19 protein-coding genes are annotated in these 25,272 nt (G+C 72.6%); 13 read left to right on the forward strand and 6 right to left on the reverse strand.

What is annotated here, in order from left to right; genetic code table 11:
* Positions 1-298 precede the first annotated feature (298 nt).
* The 3 genes from ACZ6B8_RS32985 to ACZ6B8_RS32995 are packed head-to-tail and all read right to left on the reverse strand — an operon-like array spanning position 299 to position 3,148.
* On the reverse strand, positions 299-1,606 hold the full coding sequence (locus tag ACZ6B8_RS32985) for a coenzyme F420-0:L-glutamate ligase (protein WP_471609569.1): 1,308 nt from the start codon (positions 1,604-1,606) through the stop codon (positions 299-301).
* Entirely contained in the window at positions 1,603-2,559 is a 957-nt protein-coding gene (gene cofD, locus ACZ6B8_RS32990; protein ID WP_471085981.1) for a 2-phospho-L-lactate transferase, read from the reverse strand. The genes ACZ6B8_RS32985 and cofD overlap by 4 nt, the downstream gene beginning before the upstream one ends.
* A 34-nt stretch (positions 2,560-2,593) precedes the next feature.
* Positions 2,594-3,148 carry a cysteine dioxygenase gene (locus ACZ6B8_RS32995; protein WP_471085984.1) on the reverse strand — a complete coding sequence of 185 codons (555 nt, stop codon included), beginning with the start codon at positions 3,146-3,148 and terminating at the stop codon, positions 2,594-2,596.
* Between the two features lie 666 nt (positions 3,149-3,814).
* Here ACZ6B8_RS32995 and ACZ6B8_RS33000 point away from each other — a divergent pair.
* The 3 genes from ACZ6B8_RS33000 (at position 3,815) to ACZ6B8_RS33010 (ending at position 9,601) form a co-directional block, all read left to right on the forward strand.
* Positions 3,815-4,078, forward strand: coding sequence for a WhiB family transcriptional regulator (locus ACZ6B8_RS33000; protein ID WP_016642094.1), 264 nt, complete (start codon positions 3,815-3,817; stop codon positions 4,076-4,078).
* Positions 4,079-4,370: 292 nt separating this feature from the next.
* Positions 4,371-8,111, forward strand: a complete 3,741-nt coding sequence (locus tag ACZ6B8_RS33005) for a glycosyltransferase (RefSeq protein WP_471609570.1) — start codon at positions 4,371-4,373, stop codon at positions 8,109-8,111.
* A complete protein-coding gene (locus ACZ6B8_RS33010) occupies positions 8,108-9,601 on the forward strand; it encodes a DUF5719 family protein (RefSeq protein WP_471609571.1) in 1,494 nt (497 codons plus the stop codon). The genes ACZ6B8_RS33005 and ACZ6B8_RS33010 overlap by 4 nt, the downstream gene beginning before the upstream one ends.
* Positions 9,602-9,639: 38 nt before the next feature.
* On the opposite strand, the gene ACZ6B8_RS33015 is transcribed toward ACZ6B8_RS33010, so the two are convergent.
* On the reverse strand, positions 9,640-10,092 hold the full coding sequence (locus ACZ6B8_RS33015) for a metallopeptidase family protein (RefSeq protein WP_471086064.1): 453 nt from the start codon (positions 10,090-10,092) through the stop codon (positions 9,640-9,642).
* Between the two features lie 310 nt (positions 10,093-10,402).
* Between ACZ6B8_RS33015 and ACZ6B8_RS33020 the strand changes: the two genes are divergently transcribed.
* From ACZ6B8_RS33020 to ACZ6B8_RS33050, 7 genes are all read left to right on the forward strand, one after another.
* Complete coding sequence (locus ACZ6B8_RS33020) at positions 10,403-10,780, forward strand: DUF3499 domain-containing protein (RefSeq protein ID WP_355820241.1); 378 nt, start codon at positions 10,403-10,405, stop codon at positions 10,778-10,780.
* 116 nt (positions 10,781-10,896) lie between these two features.
* Positions 10,897-12,513, forward strand: a complete 1,617-nt coding sequence (locus tag ACZ6B8_RS33025) for an L-lactate permease (protein ID WP_471609572.1) — start codon at positions 10,897-10,899, stop codon at positions 12,511-12,513.
* A 139-nt stretch (positions 12,514-12,652) separates the two neighbouring features.
* A complete protein-coding gene (locus ACZ6B8_RS33030) occupies positions 12,653-14,017 on the forward strand; it encodes a phosphomannomutase/phosphoglucomutase (protein WP_471085997.1) in 1,365 nt (454 codons plus the stop codon).
* A 222-nt stretch (positions 14,018-14,239) separates the two neighbouring features.
* Positions 14,240-14,416 (forward strand): Trm112 family protein, encoded by a 177-nt coding sequence (locus tag ACZ6B8_RS33035; protein WP_098242904.1) that lies wholly within the window; start codon positions 14,240-14,242, stop codon positions 14,414-14,416.
* Positions 14,417-14,474: 58 nt separating this feature from the next.
* The gene (locus ACZ6B8_RS33040) at positions 14,475-15,674 is read left to right on the forward strand and encodes an SIS domain-containing protein (RefSeq protein WP_471609573.1); all 1,200 of its coding nucleotides are present in this window, start codon (positions 14,475-14,477) and stop codon (positions 15,672-15,674) included.
* A gap of 55 nt (positions 15,675-15,729) precedes the next feature.
* Complete coding sequence (gene manA, locus ACZ6B8_RS33045; RefSeq protein ID WP_471609574.1) at positions 15,730-16,881, forward strand: mannose-6-phosphate isomerase, class I; 1,152 nt, start codon at positions 15,730-15,732, stop codon at positions 16,879-16,881.
* Between the two features lie 111 nt (positions 16,882-16,992).
* Positions 16,993-17,952 carry a cation diffusion facilitator family transporter gene (locus tag ACZ6B8_RS33050; RefSeq protein WP_471086006.1) on the forward strand — a complete coding sequence of 320 codons (960 nt, stop codon included), beginning with the start codon at positions 16,993-16,995 and terminating at the stop codon, positions 17,950-17,952.
* A gap of 134 nt (positions 17,953-18,086) precedes the next feature.
* Here the strand turns inward: ACZ6B8_RS33050 and ACZ6B8_RS33055 are convergent, their stop codons facing one another.
* A complete protein-coding gene (locus ACZ6B8_RS33055; RefSeq protein WP_471609575.1) occupies positions 18,087-20,216 on the reverse strand; it encodes a fructose-specific PTS transporter subunit EIIC in 2,130 nt (709 codons plus the stop codon).
* A gap of 359 nt (positions 20,217-20,575) precedes the next feature.
* On the opposite strand from ACZ6B8_RS33055, the gene ahcY reads away from it, so the two are divergent.
* Both ahcY and ACZ6B8_RS33065 read left to right on the forward strand, forming a co-directional pair.
* On the forward strand, positions 20,576-22,030 hold the full coding sequence (gene ahcY / locus ACZ6B8_RS33060; RefSeq protein ID WP_471086012.1) for an adenosylhomocysteinase: 1,455 nt from the start codon (positions 20,576-20,578) through the stop codon (positions 22,028-22,030).
* A gap of 118 nt (positions 22,031-22,148) precedes the next feature.
* Complete coding sequence (locus tag ACZ6B8_RS33065) at positions 22,149-22,763, forward strand: hypothetical protein (RefSeq protein ID WP_471086015.1); 615 nt, start codon at positions 22,149-22,151, stop codon at positions 22,761-22,763.
* Between the two features lie 19 nt (positions 22,764-22,782).
* Here ACZ6B8_RS33065 and ACZ6B8_RS33070 read toward each other — a convergent pair whose 3' ends face one another.
* Positions 22,783-23,784 carry an RDD family protein gene (locus ACZ6B8_RS33070; protein ID WP_471609576.1) on the reverse strand — a complete coding sequence of 334 codons (1,002 nt, stop codon included), beginning with the start codon at positions 23,782-23,784 and terminating at the stop codon, positions 22,783-22,785.
* Between the two features lie 88 nt (positions 23,785-23,872).
* On the opposite strand from ACZ6B8_RS33070, the gene ACZ6B8_RS33075 reads away from it, so the two are divergent.
* Positions 23,873-24,880, forward strand: a complete 1,008-nt coding sequence (locus ACZ6B8_RS33075) for a stage II sporulation protein M (RefSeq protein WP_471609577.1) — start codon at positions 23,873-23,875, stop codon at positions 24,878-24,880.
* Positions 24,881-25,272: the final 392 nt, after the last annotated feature.

Below are 25,272 nucleotides of genomic sequence, written 5' to 3' on the forward strand. Positions count from 1 at the left end.
GTGGAGGTTGGTTGCTCGCGCAGTTCCCCGCGCCCCTGAGGGGGTCCCGTTCGCTGCTTGGTGCGGGCGGCGGATGAATGACGCGCCGGGGGCACGCTTCAGGGGCGCGGGGAACTGCGCAAAAAACGACGACGGCCCGCAGCAGGCGACGGACCCGGGGGACCGGCTTCAGGGGCGCGGGGAACTGCGCAAAAAACGACGACGGCCCGCAGTAGGCGACGGCCCGGGGGGACGAGCTCAGGGGCGCGGGGAACTGCGCAGAACACCGCCAAAGCCCGCCGCAAGCGACAAGCGACCCTCAGCGAACGACCACGAAGTCCCCCACACTCCGCCCAGCCCGAGCCGCAGGCTCACCCGCCGGGTGCCCCACCGCAACCGCCCCCATCGGGTCCCACCCGGCAGGCAGCCCGAGAACGTCCCGTACGACCCCCCGGCAGAACATCGTCGACGAAACCCACGCGGAGCCGAGCCGCTCCCCGGCCAGCGCGACCAGGAAGTTCTGGACGCCCGCCCCCGCCGCGACCACGAACATCTCGCGCTCCGCCCCGTCCCGCCGCGCGTCCCCGTACGTGTGGGAGCCGTCCGTCACCAGGCACGGCACCACCAGATACGGCGCCCTGCGCAGCACGTCCCCGCGCCGCACCCGCTTGGCGATGGACTCCTCCGACCTGCCGTCCCGCCGCAGATCGGCGATCCACGCGTCCCGCATGGCGTCGAGCAGTTCCCCCCGCGCCTCGGCGGACTCCAGGAGCACGAACCGCCACGGCGTCGTGTGGTGCGGCGCCGGCGCGGTGAGCGCCGCCGCGACCGCCCGCCGCACGGCGCCCCCGTCGACCTCCTCGTCCGTGAACTCACGGACCGTGCGCCGCAGCGTCACCGCCTCCCGCACCGCCTCGGACGTACCGAGCCGGAACATGTCGTCGCGCGCACCGCGCACCAGCGGACGGGCCCCCTCGTCCGGCTCGTCGCGGGCGGCCACCGCGTGCGGCAGCCCGCGGACCACCGCGACGGGCAGCCCCGCGGCCTTGCCCTTCACGAGGTCACCCGCCGCGGCGAGTTCGTCCGCGGTCGCGACGACGGTCGCGCTCAGCGGATTGCCGTGCGCGTCGGTCCCGCCCCGCAGGTCGTCGAGGACCCGCACCCCGGCCGCCCCGATGGCGACGTCGGTGAGCCCGGCCCGCCAGGGCCGCCCGAACGTGTCGGTCACGATGACGCCGACGTCCACGCCGAGCGCGTCCCGCAGCCCCTCCCGCACCGCCCGCGCCGACGCGTCGGGGTCCGACGGCAGCAACAGCACGGTGCCGGCGGGCGTGTTGGACGCGTCGACCCCGGCCGCCGCCATCACGAGCCCCTGCCGGTTCTCGACGATGCGCAGCGTGCCGCGGCGCGCCACCACCCGTACGGTCTCCTCGTCGACGGCCGCCTCACGGTCGGCCGCCTCGATGACCCGCCCCTCCGCCTTGCTGGCGATCTTGGAGGTGACGAGGACCACGTCACCGTCGGCGAGCCCCGGCTCGGCGGCCGCGATCAGCTTGGCGAGGTCGTCGCCCTCCCGCACCTCCGGGAGTCCCGGCACGGCCCACACGCGGTAGGACGGCGAGGTCACGCGCGTACCTCCGAGGCGAGGGCGAGGGCCTGACGGGCCATCTCGGCGGCGGCGTCGACGTCGGTCATCATCAGCGGCACCGCCCGGCACCGGATCCCGGCGCTCTCCACCCGCTCCACCACGCCCGCGTCGACCGTGTCGACGAGCCAGCCGTCGAGCAGCCCGCTGCCGTAGTGCTCGGCGACGGCCGCCGCGCTGGTCTCCACGCCCACGGCGGCGAGCACCTTGTCGGCCATGCCCCGCACGGGGGAGTCGCCGACGATGGGGGAGAGGCCGACGACCGGCACGCCCGCGTCGGCGATGGCCTCGCGGATGCCCGGCACCGCGAGGATCGTGCCGACGCTCACCACCGGGTTGGACGGCGGGAAGAGCACGATGTCGGCCTCGGCGATGGCCTCCAGGACCCCGGGCGCGGGCTTGGCCTGCTCGGCGCCGACCGGCACCACGGCGTGCGCGTCCACGGAGGCGCGCAGCCGCACCCAGTACTCCTGGAAGTGCACGGCCTTCTGCTCGCCGTCGACCGTGACCGCGACGTGCGTCTCGACGCGGTCGTCGGACATGGGGATGAGCCGCACGCCGGGCTGCCACCGCTCGCACAGCGCCTGCGTCACGGCGCTGAGGGGGTAGCCCGCGCCCAGCATCTGCGTCCGCACGATGTGTGTGGCGAAGTCCCGGTCGCCGAGCCCGAACCACTCGGGCCCGACGCCGTACGCCGCGAGCTCTTCCTTGACCTTGAACGTCTCGTCCGTACGCCCCCAGCCCTGCTCCTCGTTGATGCCGCCGCCCAGCGTGTACATCACGGTGTCGAGGTCGGGACAGACCTTCAGCCCGAACAGGTGAATGTCGTCACCGGTGTTGCCGATGACCGTGATGTCCGCGTCGGGCGCGGCCTTCTTGAGCCCGCGGAGGAAACGGGCGCCGCCGATGCCGCCGGCCAGAACCACAATGCGCATGGCCCCCAGCATGTCAGGCGGGTACGACAGTGCGTCAGGCGGTCACGGCATCCCCGGTGGTGTCGGGGGCGAGCGCGGCGGCGCACCGGGCGGCGTGCATCGGCATCTCGGTCAGGCCGGGGTAGTAGACGTGCAGGCTGACGGCGGGTTCGAGGGAGTCGTTGACGACCTCGTGGACATAGCCGGGCGCGAAGACGCGCTGCGCGCCGGCGCCGAGCGCCCGTGAGCCCCCCGCGGTGTGCTCGGTCAACTCGCCCTGCAGCACGGTGAGGATCCCCGAGGAGCGGCCGTGGTCGTGCCGGCCGCTGCCCTGTCCAGGCACCCAGGAGAGCAGCCACACCTCGTAGCCGATAGGGGCCTCCCCTGCTCGAGCGGAGCCGAGAGCTTGGGGAACGGTGCGCAGCCGGTGGTACCAGCGGCTGGTGGCGTCGTACTCGACGAGGTGCTCCCACTGGGAGCGGTCGGCGGCGATGGCGCGGGCGAGGCCGACGAACCCGGCCACGGTGGCGGGGTGCTCGCGGACGGGCTGCAGGAGGTGCGGGACCTCGAGGAGGTCGCCGGCGATCTGGAGGTCGCTGTCGCTGTTCATCGTGCGGTGGTTCCTCAACGTAAGAGTGCTGGGGTGGCGCGAAGAAGGGTGGAGCGCGAGGAGGGCGGTGCGGCCGGACACGGTCGCGGAGACCGGCACCGGGACCGGAAGAAGCCCGTCACGGGGTGGAGCGGGGAAAACGGCTCAACAGCTGGAGTGGCTCAACAGCTGGAGCAGGAACAGCGACAACGCGCGTGGGCAGCACCGATGGACCCGCTGGTGCGGGTCATCGAAAGAGCCATGTTCGCGAGCATGCCCACCAGAACACCGGCTCACACCTTCGGTGTCAAATCAATGTCCGGTATGTGGGACATGGTTCACCTCATCCGGTTGTTCTCTCAGGCGAAAGGTTTGTGCACCCACCTCTGGGGACACATGGCGCAGCAACCGGCTCTCAAACATCGACGTCCTCCCTAATGAGACCTCATGAGGTCCTCCGAGTGGGAACGTTCGGCTGAGCGTCGGACGGGCCGTCGACGGTGTCATGGTTTATGCCGATTTGAACACTTTCCGCATACCCTTGGTTCCGCAGAGTGAATAAGGGGCCCAATAGCAGATCTCGGCTTGACTGGCCCGGATCGGCACACTTGTAATTTCACTCGTGTCGTTCAGCCGAAATCGGTAGCGGCAGCACCACGGGGACGCACAGACAGACGAGGGGCGCACATGACCGAGCTGGTTCAGGAACTGCTGGTCGAGGACGCGGACGAGGAACTCGGCTGGCAGGAGCGCGCACTGTGCGCCCAGACCGACCCCGAGTCCTTCTTCCCCGAGAAGGGCGGCTCCACGCGCGAGGCCAAGAAGGTCTGCCTCGCCTGCGAGGTCCGTTCGGAATGCCTCGAGTACGCACTCGCCAACGACGAGAGATTTGGTATCTGGGGCGGCCTGTCGGAGCGCGAACGGCGCCGGCTGAAGAAGGCCGCCGTCTGAAGCACGAGCGCTCCCGCCCGCGGACGAGAAGCCGGTACGCGAAGACAGCGCGAAGACAGGACGAAGGAAGCACGTGAAGGGACCCGGCCCCGTCGGGACGTGCCGCCCGATCAATTCGGCACACACCTCCCTCAACCAATGCGCAACGAACGGCCCGTCACCCGTGGGTTATCCACAGGCGGCGGGCCGTCCTCATGCCAGCCGTTAGTGTGGGGCCCCGTCCGAGACGCCCCGGCGCCCCCGCAGGGCGCAGGCGTCCACCGCAGTCCATCGAACCGGGGCCCGTACCTCGATGTCCGTGCACAGCCATTCGGCAGCCCGTCACCACGACGCTGCCGCACCCGAGTTCCCGCGGCACGTCGTGACCGCCGTGCTCGTCTCCCACGACGGCGCCCGCTGGCTGCCCGACGCCCTGGCCGGGCTCCTCGGCCAGGAGCGCCCCGTGCAGAACGCGGTGGCCGCGGACACCGGCAGCGCGGACGACTCCGCCCGCCTGGTCACCGAGGCCCTCGGCGCCGACCGCGTGCTGCACCTCGCCCGGCGCTCCGGCTTCGGCACCGCCGTCGACGAGGCCGTCCGCACCGCCGAGGTGCTCACCCCCGAAGAGCTGCCGTACCTCAAACGCCCCAGCGGCTGGGACCCGGTGAGCCGCAGCTGGCGCGACGACGCCTACGACCTGCCGGAGCTGCCGCACGGCGAGCCCGTGCAGTGGCTCTGGCTGCTGCACGACGACTGCGCGCCCGACCCCGACGCCCTCGCCGAGCTGCTGCGCGTCGTGGAGAACGAACACGAGCTCGGCAAGGACGTCGCCGTCGTCGGCCCCAAGCTCCGCGGCTGGTACGACCGCAGGCAGCTCCTGGAGGTCGGCGTCACCATCGCCAACAGCGGCCGCCGCTGGACCGGCCTGGACCGGCGCGAGCAGGACCAGGGCCAGCACGACCACGTCCGCCCGGTGCTCTCCATCTCCACCGCCGGCATGCTCATCCGCCGCGACGTCTACGAAGAGCTCGGCGGATTCGACCGCCGACTGCCGCTGATGCGCGACGACGTCGACCTGTGCTGGCGCGCGCACACCGCGGGCCACCGCGTCCTCGTCGCCCCCGAAGCCGTCGTGCGGCACGCCGAGGCCTCCTCGCGCGAGCGCCGCACCGTCGACTGCGTCGGGCGCACGGCGACCTCCCCGCACCGCGTGGACAAGGCCGGCGCCACCTACACCCTGCTCGTCAACGCCCGCTCGGCCGTGCTGCCGTGGGTCCTCCTCCGGATCGTCCTCGGCACCCTGCTGCGCACCGTCGCCTACCTCGTCGGCAAGGCGCCCGGACAGGCCGTCGACGAGATCACCGGCCTCCTCACCACGCTGTTGCGGCCGGGGCGCGTCCTCGCCGCCCGCAAGACCCGCGGCAGGTCCGCGCTGGACGCGGGCGAGCTGCGCCAGCTCTTCCCGCCGCCCGGCGCCACCGTGCGCGCCACCGTCGAACAGGCCGCGGGCGGCCTCATGGGCCGCGCCGACGCCGAGGCCCCCGCGGGCGCGGGACGGCACGGAGTCGTCGAGTCCGGACCCGGCGGCGACGACGCCGACTTCCTGGAGATCGAACAGTTCGCCCGCCTCAAGCGCATCGCCCGGAAACCGGGACCGATGCTCTTCGTGGTGCTCCTGTTCGCCTCGCTCATGGCCTGCCGCGAACTGCTGGGCACCGGAGCGCTCGCGGGCGGCGCGCTGCTGCCCGCCCCCGTCGACTCCGCGGAGCTGTGGGCGCGCTACCTGGACGGCTGGCACCCCGTCGGCACCGGCGGCACCCAGGGCGCGCCGCCCTACGTCGCACTCGTCGCGGGCCTGTCCACCCTGTTCTTCGGCTCCACCGGGCTCGCGGTCACCGTGCTCCTGGTCGGCTCGGTGCCGCTGGCCGGCTTCGCCGCGTACTTCGCCTCCCGCCCGCTGGTCACCTCGCGCTTGCTGCGCGCGTGGGCGTCGATCGCGTACGCCTTCCTGCCCGCCGCCACCGGCGCGCTCGCGGGCGGCCGCATCGGCACCGCGGTCCTCGCCGTCCTGCTGCCGCTCATCGCGCGCGCGGGCATCGCGGCGAGCGGCCTGGCCACCGCGCGGGGCACCCGCGGCACCTGGCGCGCCACGTGGGCGTACGCACTGCTGCTGACCCTCGCCACGGCCTTCACCCCGATCGTCTGGCCGATCGCCCTGGTGCTCGGCCTCGCCCTGCTGGTGGTGCGCCGCGGCGACATCACCGCCTACGGCCTGCGCTTCCTCGCCGCGCTCGGCACCCCGCTGCTCGTCCTCGCGCCGTGGTCCCTGACGCTGCTGCCCTTCGGCTTCTTCCGGGAGGCGGGCCTGGAGTTCGGCGCCGACTCGGCCGGCGCCCTCGACCTGCTCGGCGCGGGCCCCGGCGGCCCCGGCACCGTGCACGGGCTGCTGCTCATCGGCATCGTCCTCGCCGCCCTCGGCGCCCTGCTGCGCACGGAGCGCCGCCGCGCGGTCCACACCGCCTGGGCCGCCGCGCTGGTGTCGCTGGTCTTCGCCGTCCTGTCGAACGGCTCGACGTGGGCCGGACCGGCCACCCTCGTGTACGGCATCGCGCTCCTGGCCGCCGCCGCACTCGGCGCGGACGGGGCACGCGCGCGTGTCGCCGAGCAGAGCTTCGGCTGGCGTCAGCCGGTGGCCGCGCTCATCGCCTTCGCCGCGGCCGCGGGGCCGCTGGTCATCGCCGTCGGATGGATGATCGACGGCGCCGACGGCCCCCTGGAGCGGCGGGACCCGGTGCAGGTGCCCGCGTTCGTCGCCGAGGAGAGCGGCACGGAGGACCAGGCCCGCACCCTCGTCCTCGACAGCGACACGGCCGCGAAGGTCGCCTACACGCTCGTACGGGGCTCCGGCGGCCGGCTCGGCGACGCCGAACTCGCCGCGGCCGCCCCCGACGACGGCCGGCTGGACAAGATCGTCGCCCACCTCGTCGCGGGATCCGGCGCCGACCAGGCCGACCAGCTCGGCGGCTTCGCGGTGCGCTACGTCCTGGTGCGGGACGGGGCGCCCCGCCAGATGGGCCGCACCCTGGACGCCACCCCCGGCCTGACCCGGCTCAGCCAGGAGGACGGGAGCGCGCTGTGGCGGGTGGACCGGCAGGTCTCGCGCGCCGCCGTCGTGCCCAGGACCGGCGACCCGGAGCCGGTCGCGGCCGGCCCCGTCGAGCTGCACACGAAGATCGACTCCGGAGACGCGGGCCGCGTCCTGCGGCTCGCCGACTCGGCCGACCCGGGCTGGACGGCGACCATCGACGGCCGCCCGCTGCCCCGCACCACTGTGGACGGCTGGGCACAGGGCTTCGAACTGCCCGCCGCGGGCGGCCACCTGGACGTCACGTTCGACGCCCCGCTGACGCACACGGCCTGGCTGTGGGCGCAGGGCGCGCTCGGCGTCGTCCTCGTGGTGCTCGCCCTGCCGGGGCGCCGCCGCGACGTCGACGACGACCTCCCCGAAGAGCCCGTCGTGCCGGCCCAGGCGGTCGAGGGCGAGGGCCGCAGGGCGCGCAGGCTGCGGGCGCAGAGCGAGCAGGCCGCCCAGGAGGCGGGCCAGGACGTGCCGCCGCCTCCCTCGGAGGAGGCCCTGGCCTCGGTCCCGCAGCAGCAGGCGGCGTCCCACGAGGCGTGGGAGGCCCCCGCCCGCGCGGGCGCCGAAGAGGGCGCGTACGGCGGCGGCCGGGGCTACCAGGACGGCGCCTACCCGGACGGGAGTTACGAGCAGCAGGGGTACCAGCAGGACGCCCACCAGGGCGGCCAGTACGACCCGTACGCGTCCTACGGCGGGGCGGGCGGCGTCTACGGCAGCGGGCAGTACGGCGGCGGCCAGTACGGCAACGAGGCGTACGGCAGTGAGGCGTACGGCAACGAGTCGTACGGCGGCGAGCAGCAGTACGGGCAGCCGTACGACCCCTCGTACGAGGAACAGCAGCCCCCGATGCCGCCGCCGCCCCCGCGACCGCCGCACGGCACCGACAGTGAGCGCCCCGACGGGAGCCAGCAGTGAACCGCACCACCCAGTCCCTGATCGCCGTGGCCGTCGCGCTCGGCGCCGTCACCGGATTCGCCGCGTTCGGCGGCCAGGACGGCACCGGCGACGACGGCGCGAAGACCGCGGCGCACCAGCCCGTCGAACGCACCAGCCTGCTCTGCCCGGTGCCCAGCGGCTCCGACCTGGCCGAGACCTCGTACACCGCGTACACCCCGAAGGGGAGCGGCGGCGGCGCGGCCAAGGGCACGGCGGAACTGGTGCCCGTGACCAAGGCGTTGACGGACGCGCCGAAGGACGACGGCAAGAAGACCAAGCCGTTCCTCACCCAGAAGGCGCCGGGCGAGCCGGTCGCGGGAGAGGAGTCCGGCGCGGAGGCGCCCGCCCTGATCGGCACGGCCGACGGCGCGCTGGCCCCCGGCTGGACCGTGCAGCAGACCACCACGTACGCCGCGGGCAGCGGGCGCGGCATGCAGGGCACCAACTGCACCGCGCCGGACACCGACTTCTGGTTCCCGGGCGCGAGCACCGCCAAGGGCCGCAGCGACTACATCCACCTGACCAACCCGGACGACTCCGCCGCCGTCGTCGACGTGGAGCTCTTCGGCCCCGACGGCGAGGTCACCTCCCAGGTGGGCGACTCGATCCAGGTGCAGCCGCACTCCAGCGTCCCGGTGCTGCTCTCCACACTCGCGGACAAGCAGTACACGAACCTCACGATGCACGTGACCGCGCGCAGCGGCCGGGTCGCGGCCGCCGTGCAGTCCTCCGACGACAAGCTGGGCGGCGACTGGCTGCCCGCCTCCGCCGACCCCGCCGACAGCCTGGTGCTGCCCGGCATCCCCAAGGACGCCACCTCGGTGCGCCTGGTGGCCTACGCCCCCGGCGCCGAGGACGCCGACCTCAAGGTCCAGCTGGCCTCGCCGACCGGCACGATCACCCCGGCCGGGCACGAGAGCCTCCAGGTCAAGTCCGGCATGACGGCCGCCGTCGACCTCGACGACGTCACCAAGGGCGAGGCCGGCTCGCTGCTCCTGACGCCGACCGACAAGCCGGTGCCCGTGGTGGCGGCGCTGCGGGTCACCCGCGGCAAGGGCAGCAAGCAGGAGACGGCGTTCATCCCGGCGACGGAGCCGGTCGGCACCCGCGCGACGGTCGCCGACAACCGCGCCAAGGGCTCGGCCCTCTCGCTGGTCGCGCCGGGAAAGTCGGCGCAGGTGAAGGTGACGGCGTCGGCCGGTACGGAGGGCGGCACGCCGGCCTCGAAGACGTACACGGTCAAGGGCGGCACGACCCTGGAGATCGACCACCCGCCGGTGCCGAGCGGCCTCAAGGGTGCCTACGCCCTCACCGTCGAGCCGGTCTCCGGAGGAGCGGTCCACGCGTCGCGGACGCTGTCGCGGACCGAGGAGGGCATCCCCATGTTCACCGTCCAGACGCTGCCCGACGACCGGGGGACGGTCGCGGTGCCGACGGCCGAGCGGGATCTGTCGGTGCTGCAGAAGTAGGGGCGGCGCGGAGGCTTCCCGGGGTGGGGCGGGGCGGGCTACTCCTCGTCCCCGTAACGCGGGTCGACCGACTCCGGGGAGAGGCCGAGCAGCTCGGCGACCTGCTCGACGACCACCTCGTGCACCAGCGCCGCACGCTCCTCGCGCCCCTTGGTGCGGATCTCCACCGGGCGCCGGTAGATGACGACGCGGGCGGGCCGCCCCTCCGCCGCCGTGGTCGTGCCGCCCAGCGGGACCACCTCGTCCTGCCACTCCGCGTCGGGGCGCGCCGGGGGCGGCACCTCGAGGACCAGGAACTCGATCTCCGTCAGCTGGGGCCAGCGCCGCTCCAGGCGCTCCACGGAGTCCTGCACGAGGTCGGTGAAGGCCTCGCCGCGGCTCGCGGAGAGCGGGACCTGCGGCGGCGCCACAGGGCCACGCATGCCCCGGCCGTGGCGGTCGCGGCGGCGGGGCCTCGGGTCGGCGGGCGGGCTCTGTACGGGGTCGTCCATCACTGACGAAGCGTAGTCCCCGAGATCGCCCTTTCCGCGCGGTGCGCGACATGTCGCTTCCTGACCGTTCCGGCCGAGCTTGGACTCGATTCCGCATCTCTCCGGGACCGTCGGGCCCGCGCCAAATGACGTGATCCGCGCCATGTGGTGACCGGATTCACCACCATGGGCCCTTGGGGCCACTGGTGTCCACGCAGGTCAGCGAGGTCCGTGCGGCCCACCGCGGCACGCGCGCCAGGACACGACACGGTGGGGTGACCTCGGGGAGAGTCGTCGCGGCCCGCTCAAGAGTGCGGTACCGTCCAACGTCGTGAGCCCTGTACGTCGCTGTTCGCGCACCGCTTGCGGCCGTCCCGCCGTCGCGACGCTGACGTACGTCTACGCCGACTCGACCGCGGTCCTCGGCCCCCTCGCCACCTACGCCGAACCCCACTGCTACGACCTGTGCGCCGAGCACTCCGAGCGGCTCACCGCGCCCCGCGGCTGGGACGTCGTCCGGCTCGCCGACGCGTCGGGTCCGGCCCGCCCCTCCGGCGACGACCTCGAAGCGCTCGCCAACGCGGTGCGCGAGGCGGCCCGCCCGCAGGAGCGCACGGCCGAGGCCGGCGGCGGCGGTGCGCGTGCGGCGGACCCGATGGAGGTCGCGCGCCGCGGCCATCTGCGGGTGCTGCGCTCACCGGACTCCTGACGCGGCCCGCGGAGCACCCCGCCCGGGCCCGCACCGGATCTTCTCCGTCCGGAGCATTGACGTCCGTTTGTTGAGGACATGACGATTTCGCCATCCCATCGCCCGGGAGGCGCCCCGTGTTCGTGCAGCAACTGGAGCCCGTGGCCGACTCGCTCGGCCTGTCCGCACTCGTCGCGACCCTGCCCCTCCTGACCGTCCTCGTGCTGCTCGGCGCCGTCCGCATGAAGGCGCACCGCGCGGGGCTCATCGGCCTCGCCGTCGCCGTCCTCGTCGCCTGGCTCGCGTTCGGCATGCCGCTCGGCCAGACCGCCTCCAGCGCCGCACAGGGCGCGCTCTTCGGCGTCTTCCCCATCCTGTGGATCGTCGTCAACGCCCTGTGGGTGTACCGCATGACGGTACGCACCCGGCACTTCGACATCCTGCGCCGCTCCTTCGGACGGCTCTCCGACGACCCCCGCATCCAGGCGCTCGTCGTCGCCTTCTGCTTCGGCGCGCTCCTGGAGGCGCTCGCCGGCTTCGGGGCGCCCGTCGCGATCAGCGCCGTCATGCTCGTCGCCCTCGGCTTCGAGCCGGTGCGCGCCGCGGTCGTCTCCCTTGTCGCCAACACCGCGCCGGTCGCCTTCGGGGCCATGGCCACCCCCGTGGTGACGCTCGCTCAGGTGACGGACCTTCCGCTGGACACCGTCGCCTCGGTGGTGGGCCGCCAGACGCCGCTGCTCGCCCTGGTCGTGCCGCTGCTCCTGGTGGCGCTCGTGGACGGGCGGCGCGGCCTGCGCGAGACCTGGGTGCCCGCCCTCGCCTGCGGGCTCGCCTTCGCCGCCGCGCAGTTCGCGGCCGCCAACTACGTCTCCGCGCAACTCGCCGACATCGGCGCGGCCCTCGCCGGCGCGGGCGCCCTCCTCGCCGTGCCGCACGCGCGCAGGCCGGCCGCCGAGCCCGTCCGCGCGGCCGTCCTCACCGGCGCCCGCAGCGAGGACCTCGACCACCACGACCCGCGCCCCGAAGTGGTGCGCGCCTACGCCCCGTACGCCCTGATCGTCGCCATCTTCTCGCTCGCCCAGATCCCCGCCGTCAAGGACTTCCTCGCCCGGGCCACCCGCACCTTCGACTGGCCCTTCCTGAACGTCGGCGACCCCTCCGGGAAGCCGGTCGGCGGCAACGTCTTCTCGCTGCCGCTCGTCTCCACCGGCGGCACGCTCGTGCTCCTCGCCGGCGTGGCCACCGCGGCGGTCATCGGGGTGCACGCGCGCGTGGCGGTACGGGAATGGGCCGCCACGGTCCACGAACTGCGCCACGCCCTCCTCACCGTGACGTCCGTACTGGCGCTCGCGTACGTCATGAACCTCTCCGGACAGGCCGCCACGATCGGGCACTACGTGGCGGGCGCCGGCGCCGGGCTCGCCTTCCTGTCGCCGGTCCTGGGCTGGTTCGGCGTCGCGGTGTCCGGCTCCGACACCTCCTCCAACGCCCTCTTCGGCGCCCTCCAGGTGACGGCGGCCCAGCAGTCCGGGCTCTCCCCGGAGCTCCTCGCCGCCGCCAACAGCTCGGGCGGCGTCCTCGGCAAGATGATCTCGCCGCAGAACCTGACCATCGCGTGCGCCGCCGTCGGACTCGCGGGCAAGGAGGGCGACCTGCTGCGCAAGGTGCTGCCCTGGAGCCTCGGGCTGCTCCTCGTGATGTGTCTGATCGTGGTCGGGCAGAGCACGGCGGTGCTCGGCTGGATGCTGCCGTGACCCCGGGCACGGGGCGTCGCCGGGGGACGGGTGACCGGCCACGCCCGGCCCGCCGTCGGTGCCAGCGGGTAGTTTTGTGGTGACCGCGGAGAGCTCTCCGTACTCGCTGAACTCGCAGAACCTGCAGAGAGGGTTGGCCGTGACTGCTGATCTGTCCCAGATCGTCAAGGCGTACGACGTCCGCGGAGTGGTCCCGGACCAGTGGGACGAGTCGCTCGCCGAGCTGTTCGGGGCGGCCTTCGCACAGATCACGTCCGCGGACGCGATCGTCGTCGGGCACGACATGCGCCCCTCCTCGCCGGGCCTGTCGCGGGCCTTCGCGCGCGGGGCGGCCGCCCGCGGCGTCGACGTCACGGAGATCGGGCTCTGCTCGACGGACCAGCTCTACTACGCCTCGGGCGCGCTGGACCTGCCGGGCGCGATGTTCACGGCGTCGCACAACCCCGCCCAGTACAACGGCATCAAGATGTGCCGCGCGGGCGCCGCCCCCGTCGGCCAGGACACCGGCCTCGCCGAGATCCGCGCCCTCGTCGAGGGCTGGCTGCGCACCGGCGCCCCCGAGCCCGCGCCGGCCACCGGCACCCTCACGCGGCGCGACACCCTCACCGACTACGCCGCCCACCTGCGCGGCCTCGTCGACCTCACCGCGATCCGCCCGCTGAAGGTCGTGGTGGACGCGGGCAACGGCATGGGCGGCCACACCGTCCCCACCGTCTTCGAGGGCCTGCCCCTGGAGCTCGTGCCGATGTACTTCGAGCTGGACGGCACCTTCCCCAACCACGAGGCCAACCCCCTGGACCCGGCCAACATCGTCGACCTCCAGCAGCGCGTGCGCGAGGAGGGCGCCGACCTCGGCGTCGCCTTCGACGGCGACGCGGACCGCTGCTTCGTGGTCGACGAGAACGGCGACCCGGTCTCGCCCTCCGCCGTCACCGCCCTGGTCGCCTCCCGCGAGCTGGCCAGGCACGGCGGCAAGGGCACGGTCATCCACAACCTCATCACCTCCTGGTCGGTCCCGGAGGTCGTGAAGGAGAACGGCGGCACGCCGGTGCGCACCCGCGTGGGCCACTCCTTCATCAAGGCCGAGATGGCGCGGACCGGCGCGATCTTCGGCGGCGAGCACTCCGCGCACTACTACTTCAAGGACTTCTGGAACGCGGACACGGGCATGCTCGCCGCGCTGCACGTCCTGGCCGCCCTGGGAGGCCAGCAGGGCACGCTCTCCGCCCTCGTCGCCCAGTACGACCGCTACGCGGGATCCGGCGAGATCAACTCCACCGTCGACGACCAGACCGCCCGCCTCGCCGCCATCAAGGAGGCGTACGGCAGCCGGGACGGCGTCACCCTGGACGAACTCGACGGCCTCACCGTGACTGCCGCCGACTGGTGGTTCAACGTCCGCGCGTCCAACACGGAGCCCCTCCTGCGCCTCAACGCGGAGGCCCGCGACGAGGCGACCATGGCCAAGGTGCGCGACGAGGCCCTGGCGATCATCCGCGGCTGACCCCGCCGGTCCTCCCGGACCGACCCCCGCGAACACCGCGGAGGGGCCCGCCCACCGGCCCCTCCGCACCCCCGCGCCCCGCCCCGCACGGAGGTAGGCTGACCAGGCCGCATCCTGAGCGGCACCGGCGCGGACACCGCGCGCGAGCAGCGCGCGGGCCGGCACCAACGCCGTCCACATCAGCTCGAAACGCCATCACATCAGCTCGAAGGGACCCACCCCATGCCGCTCGAAGCCGGCCTCCTGGAGATCCTCGCCTGCCCGGCCTGCCACGCCCCCCTCAAGGAGACGGACACCGAGCTGATCTGCACGGCGGACGCCAAGGAGTGCGGCCTCGCCTACCCGGTCCGCGACGGCATCCCCGTCCTCCTGGTCGACGAGGCCCGCCGCCCCGCGTAACGGCCGGCACCGGCACCCCGCAGGAAACCGCGCACGGCGAATCGAAAGGCCCGATCCCATGCTCGACGAGTCGCTGCTGGACGCCCCGGAGGCACTGGCCCGCGCCGATCGCCGCGGACTGCTGCGCGGCGCGGCGGAGGCGGGTGCCCGCGTCCGCACCGCCGTCCGGCACGCCGCGGAGGCCGGGCTCACCGAGCTCAAGCCCGACGGGCGCCCCCGCGCCGTCCTGATCGCGGGGCCGGGCACCGCCGCCGCCTGCGTCGCCGATCTCCTGGACGGCCTCGCGGGCACCGGCTGCCCCGTCATCCGGCTCGCCCCGACCGGCGTCGCCCCCGCCGCGGGCGCCCTGCGCTGGGCGCTGCCCGGCTGGGCCGGCCCCGTCGACCTGCTGCTCATCGCCACCCCCGACGGCACCGAGCCGGGCCTGTCGCTCCTCGCCGAGCAGGCCTACCGCCGCGGCTGCACGGTCGTCGCGGTGGCCCCCGCGCGCACCCCGCTCGCCGAGAGCGTCGAGGGCAGCCACGGCCTCACCGTCCCCATGGCCTGCTCTCCCTACGGCGCGTACGAAGGGGCGCACGACGACGCCGACCGCGACCTGGCCACGTACGAGGCACGCCGCGTCGAGGACGAGGCCGCGCCCGGCGCCCCCGGCACCCTGTGGGCCCTGCTCGTCCCGCTCCTCGTGCTGCTCGACCGCACCGGGCTGATCGCCGCCCCCGTCGACGCCCTGCAGAAGGTCGCCGACCGGCTCGACCACGTCGCGGAACGCTGCGGTCCGGCCATCGCGACCTACAGCAACCCCGCCAAGACGCTCGCCGCCGAGCTGGCCGACGCCCTCCCGCTGATCTGGACCGAGGGCCCCGCCGCCGCGTCCGCGGGCCGCCGCTTCGCCGCCACCCTCGCCGAGCTGGCCGGCCACGCCGCGCTCGCCGCCGAACTGCCCGAGGCGCTGCCCGCGCACGGCGCCCTCCTCGCGGGCAACCCCGCGGGCGGCGACGCCACCGACGACTTCTTCCGCGACCGGGTCGAGGACCCCGCGGCCCTCCGCGCGCGCGTGGTGCTGCTCCGCGACTCCCCGGCCGACGCCGGCGGCCTCACCGCGGCGCCCGCCGCCCGCGAGCTCGCGCACGGCCACGACGTCGCGATCAGCGAGCTCGAACCGGAGAGCGGCGACGACCTCGAAGCCCTCGCGGAGCTGATCGCCGTCACGGATTTCGCGGCCGTTTACCTGGCGCTCGCCGCGGGGGACCCATCATGACCCCGGCCGCACCGGCAGCAGTTCAGCATTCGCGTACGTAAGGGAGAACCCCTCCGTGGACCGCCTCAGCAACACCATCCGCCCCTACGCCTGGGGTTCCAGCACCGCCATCGCGGAGCTCGTCGGCGCCGAGCCGACCGGCGAGCCGCAGGCCGAGATGTGGATGGGCGCCCACCCGGGCGCACCCTCGCGCACCGGTCGCGGCGCGCTGAACGAGGTCGTCGACGCGGACCCGGAGCGCGAACTCGGCCCGGCGACGGTCGCGAAGTTCGGCCCCCGGCTGCCCTTCCTGCTCAAGCTCCTCGCCGCCGGCGCCCCGCTCTCCCTCCAGGTCCACCCCGACCTCGCCCAGGCGAAGGAGGGGTACGAGGACGAGGAGCGCCGCGGCGTCCCGGTCGACGCCCCGCACCGCAACTACAAGGACGCCAACCACAAGCCCGAACTGATCTGCGCCCTCACGCCGTTCGCCGGCCTGTGCGGCTTCCGGGACCCCGCCGAGACCGCGGACCTCCTGGAGGCCCTCGACGTCGACTCCCTCAAGCCGTACGTCGACCTGCTGCACGCCCAGCCCGAAGAGGCCGCCCTGCGCGAGGTCCTGACCGCCGTGCTCAGCGCCGACCCCGAGCAGATGGCCGAGACGGTCACCGAGGTCACGGCCGCCGCCCGGCACCTCGGCGGCGTCTACGCGCCGTACGCGGACATCGCCCACCACTACCCGGGCGACCCGGGCGTCATCGCGGCGATGCTCCTCAACCACGTCCGACTGCAGCCCGGCGAGGCCCTGTTCCTCGGCGCCGGCGTCCCGCACGCCTACCTCGACGGCCTCGGCGTCGAGATCATGGCCAACTCCGACAACGTGCTGCGCTGCGGCCTGACACCGAAACACGTCGACGTACCCGAACTCCTGCGCGTCGTCCGCTTCGAGGCGACCGACCCCGGCCTCCTGCGCCCCGAGGCGTCGGTCGACGGCGAGGAGGTCTACGAGACCCCGATCGACGAGTTCCGCCTCTCCCGCTTCGTGCTGCCCGAGGGCGGCGCCGCGCACGACCTCACCGCGGCGACCCCGCAGATCCTGCTCTGCACCGCCGGCTCGGTCCGGGCGGGCGAACTGCCCCTGAAGCCCGGTGAGTCCGCCTTTGTCCCCGCGGGCGAAAAGGCCGAAGTGTCCGGAACCGGCACGGTATTCCGCGCCACCGTGGTGGCCTGACGCCCCGCTGCCCTCGCGTGCTGCAACAATGACCCACCGCAAAGGGCGGGCAAAGCACGGCCCGCCCGCGATGGCCGACAACGTACGAAGGCGAAGGGACCCCGGGCACTCATGAGCGCGTCAGGCGGAACAAAGGCGATTGTCGCGGCACTCGGCGCGAACCTCGCGATCGCGGTGGCGAAGTTCGTCGCGTTCATCTTCAGCGGCTCCTCGTCGATGCTCGCGGAGAGCGTCCACTCCCTCGCCGACTCCGGCAACCAGGGACTGCTCCTCCTCGGCGGCAAGAAGGCCCAGCGCGAGGCGACCCCGCAACACCCCTTCGGCTACGGCCGCGAGCGCTACATCTACGCCTTCCTCGTCTCGATCGTCCTCTTCACGGTCGGCGGCATGTTCGCGATCTACGAGGGCTACGAGAAGATCAAGAACCCGCACGAGCTGGAGCACTGGTACTGGCCCGTCGGGGTCCTGGTGTTCGCGATCATCGCGGAGGGCTTCTCCTTCCGTACCGCCATCAAGGAGTCCAACGAGACGCGCGGCAGCCTGAGCTGGGCGCAGTTCGTCCGCCGCGCCAAGGCCCCCGAACTGCCGGTCGTCCTCCTGGAGGACTTCGGCGCGCTGGTCGGTCTGGTCCTCGCACTCGGCGGCGTCGGCCTCGCCCTGGCCACCGGCGACGGCGTCTGGGACGGCATCGGCACGCTCTGCATCGGTGTCCTGCTCATCCTGATCGCGATCATCCTGGCCGCCGAGACCAAGTCGCTGCTGCTCGGCGAGGCCGCGGGCACCGCGGAGGTCGCCAAGATCGAGGAGGCCGTGGTCGACGGCGACACCGTCACCAAGGTCATCCACATGCGCACGCTCCACCTCGGCCCCGAGGAGCTGCTGGTCGCCGCGAAGATCGCCGTCCGGCACGACGAGAGCGCCGCCGAGGTCGCCGCGGCGATCAACGCCGCGGAGGAGCGCATCCGCACCGCCGTGCCGATCGCCCGCGTCATCTACCTGGAGCCGGACATCTTCAGCGAGACGGCGGCGGCCGCCGGCACCAACCCGGCGAAGGCGCCGGGCGGCCACTGAGCCAGTTCCGTACGTCCGTGGAGGGGCCCCGCACCGGTGTGGTGCGGGGCCCCTCCACGTACGCGCGTCCGATGGCCGGCCATCGCTCCCCGGCCGCCGCTCCCGGCCGTCGCTGACCGGCCCACGTCGACCGGCTACCGCACCTCGCGCAGCACGTCGAGGATCGCGGCGTCGTCCGGCGCCGCCTCCAGCTGCCCGCGGAAGCCGGGGTCCATCAGCTTCCGGGAGAGCAGCGCGAGAATCCGCAGGTGCTCGTCGCCGGCGGCGGCCTCCGGCACCGAGATCATGAAGATCAGCTTGGCCTTCGTACCGTCGAGCGAGCCCCACTCGACGCCCTCGGGCGACCGGGCGAACCCGACGAGCGGCGAGTCCACGGCGTCGGTCTTGGCGTGCGGGATGGCGATCTCCTCGCCGAGCCCGGTGGTGCCCTGCTCCTCGCGCCGCAGCGCGGTCCGCACCAGCTCCTCCACGTCGTTGACCTTGCCGGTGGAGGCGAGCAGCGCGGCCATCTCGCGGATCGCGGCCTCCTTGTCGGAGGCGGCGAGCCGGACCGCGACGGTCTGCTCGGTGAGGTAACCGGAGAGGACCTCGTCGGCGGGCTCGGTCTCAGGCTCGGGCTCGGTCTCCGGCTCCGGCTTCAGCTCGGAAGCCGCCACCGGTACGGGAGCCGCCGCTTCCGGTGCCTTGCGGAGGCCCCCCGCCGCGGCGGCGCCCGCGCCCGCCCCGACCCCGGCGAGCACCGGCTCGGGCCCGCCCGGGGCGTCGACGAGCGGAGCCCCGCGCCGCTTGCGCTCGCTGAGGTCGACCAGCGTCACGGTCGTGAGCGCCGTGACGACCGCGCCGACGGCGATCGCCAGGAAGAACATCGGTACGCCGCCGACGGCGCTCAGCACCGCCACGATGGGCCCACCGTGCGGCACCGCGTCCTTCACGCCCGCCATGCCGGCGATGGCGCCGGCGACCGCGCCGCCCAGCATGTTGGCCGGAATGACCTGCGCGGGCCGCGCCGCGGCGAACGGAATCGCACCTTCGGAGATCCCGAAGAAGCCCATGAACAACGCCGCGAGCCCGGTCTCGCGCTCCTGCTCGCTGTAGAGCCGCTTACGGATCAGCGTCGCGAGACCCTGCCCCAGCGGCATGACCGGAATGGCGGCGGCGCACATGCCCATGACGGTCTGGTTGCCGGTCGCGATGAGCCCGGTGCCGAAGAGGAACGCCGTCTTGTTGACCGGACCGCCCATGTCGAACGCGATCATCAGGCCGAGGATCGCGCCGAGCAGGATCGCGCTGGTCCCGGTCATCCCGCTGAGCCAGCTCGTCAGATGCTCGAAGACCCAGGAGATGGGCTTGCCGATGACGTAGATGAAGAACAGCCCGAGCGCCGTCGTCGCGATGATGGGGATCACGATGATCGGCATGATCGGCTGGACGAACTTGGGGACCTTGACCTTCTTGATCCACAGCACCAGATAACCGGCGAGGAAGCCGGTGACGATGGCCCCGATGAAGCCCGCGCCCGCCTTGGAGTCGTACAGCTCACCGGTGTTGGCGATCCAGCCGCCGATCATGCCCGGCACCAGCGCGGGCCGGTCCCCGATCGCGTAGGCGATGTAACCGGACAGGATCGGCACCATCAGCGTGAACCCGATGGTGCCGATCTGGTTCACGTGCATCCAGAACGAGTCGTCGGGGATGACGAGCCCGCCCTTGGGGTCGGTGTGCCCGCCGAGCGACAGCGAGACGGCGATCAGCAGACCGCCGACGACCACGAACGGGATCATGTACGAGACGCCGTTCATCAGCGCCTTGTACGCGACGCTCCGCTCCCGGCCGCCTCCACCGCCTCCGCCGCCCGCACCGCCGCCGGACGGCCGCTCGGCACCGCCGCCGGCCCCGCCCCCGCCGTGCACGGGCGCGCTCTGCACCTGCTCGATCAGCCGCTCCGGATGGCTGATGCCCTCGGACACCCCGACGGACAGCACGCGCTTGCCGGCGAACCTGCCGCGGTCCACGTCCTTGTCGGCTGCGATGATGATGCCGTCGGCTTCTCTGACATCGTTGTCAGAGAGGACGTTCTCGGCCCCGATGGACCCCTGTGTCTCCACCTTCATGTCGACGCCGAGGCTCTCCGCCGCCTGCGAGAGCTTCTCCGCAGCCATGTACGTGTGAGCGATACCGGTCGGACAGGCGGTCACGGCGAGCAGCTTCAGCCTCCGCTGCCCGCCGCTGGCCCCGCCTATGGGGGGATCGGCCGGACTGGTCACGTGGATCTCCTAACACCTTTTGCCGCACGAGATCGCGCGTATGTTCCCGATCTCAAGGCATCCTGCAACACATAAGCCCAGGATCAAACTCGCAAAGGTCCCATAACGTCCGGGTCTGACGGCCTATCCGCCGGACATGCGGTGCCCGGAGGCGGGCTGGGGCGGACTGGGCCGATCGGTGTAGCTTGGGGATGAGCCAGACGTCGCTGCTGATGGCGGTCGGGCGGTCCCCGCACGGACTGTCCGAGGGAGAGAGGGCCTCCGACGGACTGCGCTGCGCGCGTCCGTGCACCCATGTGCCCGACGCCGCAGGTCAGCCATGTCCACCCTCGACTCCACACACGAGGAGCAGCTCACTCATGACTCTCATCAACGGCCAGGACTTCAAGGTCGCCGATCTCTCCCTGGCCGCCTTCGGCCGCAAGGAGATCACCCTCGCCGAGCACGAGATGCCCGGCCTGATGGCGATCCGCAGGGAGTTCGCCGCCACTCAGCCGCTGGCCGGCGCCCGTATCATGGGCTCTCTGCACATGACGGTGCAGACGGCGGTGCTCATCGAGACGCTGGTCGCGCTCGGCGCGGAGGTCCGCTGGGTCTCCTGCAACATCTTCTCCACCCAGGACCACGCCGCCGCGGCCATCGCGGTGGGCCCGAACGGCACGCCGGAGGACCCGCAGGGCATCCCGGTCTTCGCCTGGAAGGGCGAGACGCTGGAGGAGTACTGGTGGTGCACGGAGCAGGCGCTGACCTGGCCGAACACCCCCACCGGCGGCCCGAACATGATCCTGGACGACGGCGGTGACGCCACGCTTCTGGTGCACAAGGGCGTGGAGTACGAGAAGGCCGGCAAGGTCCCCTCGGTGGACACCGCCGAGAACGACGAGCACCGCGTCATCCTGCAGCTGCTGAACCGGACGATCACCGAGGGTTCGCAGAAGTGGACCCAGCTGGCCTCGGAGATCCGCGGCGTGACCGAGGAGACCACCACCGGTGTCCACCGTCTCTACGAGATGCACCGGGACGGCACCCTCCTCTTCCCGGCGATCAACGTGAACGACGCGGTCACGAAGTCGAAGTTCGACAACAAGTACGGCTGCCGCCACTCGCTGATCGACGGCATCAACCGCGCCACCGACGTCCTCATCGGCGGCAAGACCGCCGTCGTGTGCGGCTACGGCGACGTGGGCAAGGGCTGCGCGGAGTCCCTGCGCGGCCAGGGCGCCCGCGTCATCGTCACCGAGGTCGACCCGATCTGCGCGCTCCAGGCGGCGATGGACGGCTACCAGGTCACCACCCTGGACGAGGTCGTGGACAAGGCCGACATCTTCGTCACCACGACGGGCAACAAGGACATCATCATGGCCGCGGACATGGCCAAGATGAAGCACCAGGCGATCGTCGGGAACATCGGCCACTTCGACAACGAGATCGACATGGCGGGTCTGGCGGCGACGCCGGGCATCGTCAAGGACGAGGTCAAGCCCCAGGTGCACACCTGGACCTACCCCGACGGCAAGGTCCTCATCGTGCTCTCCGAAGGCCGCCTGCTGAACCTGGGCAACGCGACGGGCCACCCCTCGTTCGTGATGTCCAACTCCTTCGCGGACCAGACACTGGCCCAGATCGAGCTGTTCACCAAGCAGGAGGAGTACCCGACCGACGTCTACGTCCTGCCCAAGCACCTGGACGAGAAGGTCGCGCGTCTCCACCTCGACGCGCTCGGCGTGAAGCTGACCACCCTCAGCCCGGAGCAGGCCGCCTACATCGGCGTCGAGGTCGAGGGCCCGTTCAAGCCCGACCACTACCGCTACTGAGACCGCTGCCGCCGGCCGACCGGCCGCCGGTCAGCGTCACTTCAGCAGGCCCTCGCCCCCGTGGCGGGGGCCTGCCCCTGTGAGACGGCCACCCACCCGAGGACCAGGAACAGAGCCCATGCCCCGCGGCCGCTATTCGCTCCACGACCCGCACGACCACACCCCCCTCGGCGAAGAACACTTCCACTGCGCACCGGGCCCCTCCGGCTGGCGCTACGTCGCCCAACGGACCACCCCCTCGGCCACTCCCGCCGGCTCCGTCGACCTTGCCCTCGACGACCGCGGACGCCCCATCCGCCTCGAACTCCGCGCGGGCGACTGGCAGGTGCGCGCAGGCGCCCTCAACGGCGTCACCTGGGTCCGCACCGACCCCACCGGCGCACACGCCACCGAAGACAACGCCCCCGCCCACGCCTTCACCGGCACGTCCCCCGCCTTCCTCATCGCGACGGCCCGGCTCCTGCGCCTGACCCCCGCGTCCCCCGCGACCCGAATCCGCCTGGTCGCCTTCACGGACCCGGTCCTGGCCCCCCGCACCCTCGACCAGTCCTGGACCCTGCTGAAAAGCGAAGCACACGCCACTGACAACGGCCCGCTGACCGTCGACGAATACCAGGTCACAGCCCTGGACACCGGCGAACAGCACACCGTCCACCTCACCGGCGACGTGGTCCTCGCGGCCCCCGGTATCGAACTCGAACACCTCGAAACCCCACCGTCGACCTTCACGTGAGGCTCCCTGCGCACAGGGCTCAGGCGGGCGGTACGAACCCGGTGACGGGAGGCGAGGACTCGCCGCCGGAGCCGCCGGGGCCGGGCTGGGCGGGGCGACTGGGGGATTCGGGAGGGGCGGAGGAGACGGGGAAGGAGGCAGGGCCCGCAGAACCAGCCGTACCGGCAGAACGAGTCGCACCGGCGGAAGCACCCGTACCACCTGCACCACCCGCACCGCCTGAACTCACCGAACCGGCCTCCCCGCCAAACACACCCCCACCAAACGCACCCCCACCCCCGAACGCCCGCCGCGCGTCCCGAGCCTGTCGCTCGTGCACGACGGCGGCCAGGTAGGCGGCGGGCGGGACGCCGTGCGGTGCGGGCGCCCCGGTGCACCGCACCAGATCACCGGCGAGACGCTCGGCCATGGCCCAGCCCACCTGCGGATCGAGTTGCTGCATCCGCGACAGGTACTGCCGGATCGCCAGCCACAACCCCTCGGGAACGCCGGACAGATCCAGTCCGGCGAACCGCCCCGCCAGCCAGGGCGGAGGCGGCGGCACAAAAGCGGCCTGCACCGTGGGCACCCGCTCCCGTACGACCAGCGTCCCCGCGAACACGTCCCCGAGCCGCCGCCCGCGCGCGGACACCAGCGACGCGATGCACGCGACGACCCCGAAGGTCAGCAGGATCTCGACGACACCCAGGGCCCCGCGCACCAACGCGTGCCGGAACCGGATCGGCCCCCCGTCGTCCCGCACCACCCGCAGCCCGCACGCGAGCTTCCCGAGCGAGCGCCCATGGCTGAGCGTCTCCACCGCGATGGGCCCGCCGACCAGGATCAGTACGAAACCGGCGACCGCGACGGCGGCGATGGCGGCGTCGTCCAGGGAGGCCGTCGAGGCGAGAACCCCGATGGTCACCAGGAGATAGACCGTCCACGCCACGGCCAGGTCGATCAGCACGGCGAGCGACCGGCTCGGCAGCTTCGCGGGGCGCAGCTCCAACGCCACCGCCTCACCTGTCACCAGTTCACTCACGCCCGCCGCCCTTCCCCGCACTGCCGTAGGAGTGGCCAGTCTGCCAAGCTGAACAATCCCGCGCCGCAGTACGAGGAGCAGCCATCCGATGGACCTCGACGTCTTCGTCTCCGCCCACCGGGCCGAATGGGACCGCCTGGACGCCCTGCTGCGCCGCGGGCGCCGCCTCACCGGCGCCGAGGCCGACGAACTCGTCGCCCTCTACCAGCGCACCGCCACCCATCTCTCCCTGATCCAGTCCAGCTCCCCGGACCCGCAGCTCACCGGCCGCCTCACGCACCTGGTGGCCCGCGCGCGGAGCGCCGTCACGGGCACCCGCCGCGCCTCCTGGCGGGACGTGACGCACTTCCTGACCCGCGGCTTCCCGGCGGCGGTCTACCGCTCCCGCCGCTGGTGGATCCCCACCGCCCTGCTCTCGACGATCCTGGCCGCTGTCATCGGCTGGTGGATCGCCACCCACCCCGAGGTCCAGTCCTCGATCGCGGCCCCCGGCGACCTCCGCGAGATGACACGTCCGGGCGGCGAGTACGAGACGTACTACTCCAGCCACCCGGCGGCCTCCTTCGCCGCCCAGGTCTGGACGAACAACGCCCAGGCCGCCGCGATGTGCCTCGTCCTGGGCGCTTTCCTCTGCTTCCCGGTCGTCTGGATCCTGTTCCAGAACATGCTCAACCTCGGCGTCGGCATCGGCCTGATGTCGTCCGCCGGCCGCCTCGACACCTTCCTGGGCCTCGTCCTGCCCCACGGCCTCCTGGAGCTGACGGCCGTCTTCGTAGCCGCCGGTACAGGACTGCGGCTCGGCTGGACAGTCATCGATCCGGGCCCCCGCACCCGCCGCACGGCCCTGGCGGAGGAAGGCCGCTCAGCCCTGGGCATGGCCATCGGCCTGGCCCTGGTCCTCTTCGTCTCGGGAGCCATCGAAGGCTTCGTCACCCCCTCCGGCCTCCCCACCTGGGGCCGCATCGCGATCGGAGTCGGCGCCGAGCTGACCTTCCTCGCGTACGTCTACGTGCTGGGCGGCAGAGCAGCGCGCGCGGGCGAGACGGGCGACGTTGACCAGCACGAACGCAGCGCCGCTGTCCCACTCGCAGCGTGATGTGCGTTCGACCCTCCAGGCCTGCTAGTCTCCTTCTCGCCCCGGAAAAGCCGTTGACACGGCAGGACCGGGGAGGTAGATTCGAACAGTTGCCTAGAGCTGGACAGAGTCCAGTGGCGGCAGTTAACATCTGCCTGCTTCTCGAATTTCATCGATTACGAGAAGCCACCCCGATCAATCGGAATCCGAAGCCGGTAAGTCCGGCGGAAAACTTCTGATAAAGTCGGATCAGCCGAAAGGCAAAGGCCCTCCAACGGCCACCAGAAATGAAATCCGAACCGGAAACGGAACGGAAAACGGATCTGGTAGGGTTGGAAACACGAAATACCGAAGGGAAGCGCCCGGAGGAAAGCCCGAGAGGGTGAGTACAAAGGAAGCGTCCGTTCCTTGAG

The organism is Streptomyces sp. NPDC041122, from assembly GCF_055592445.1.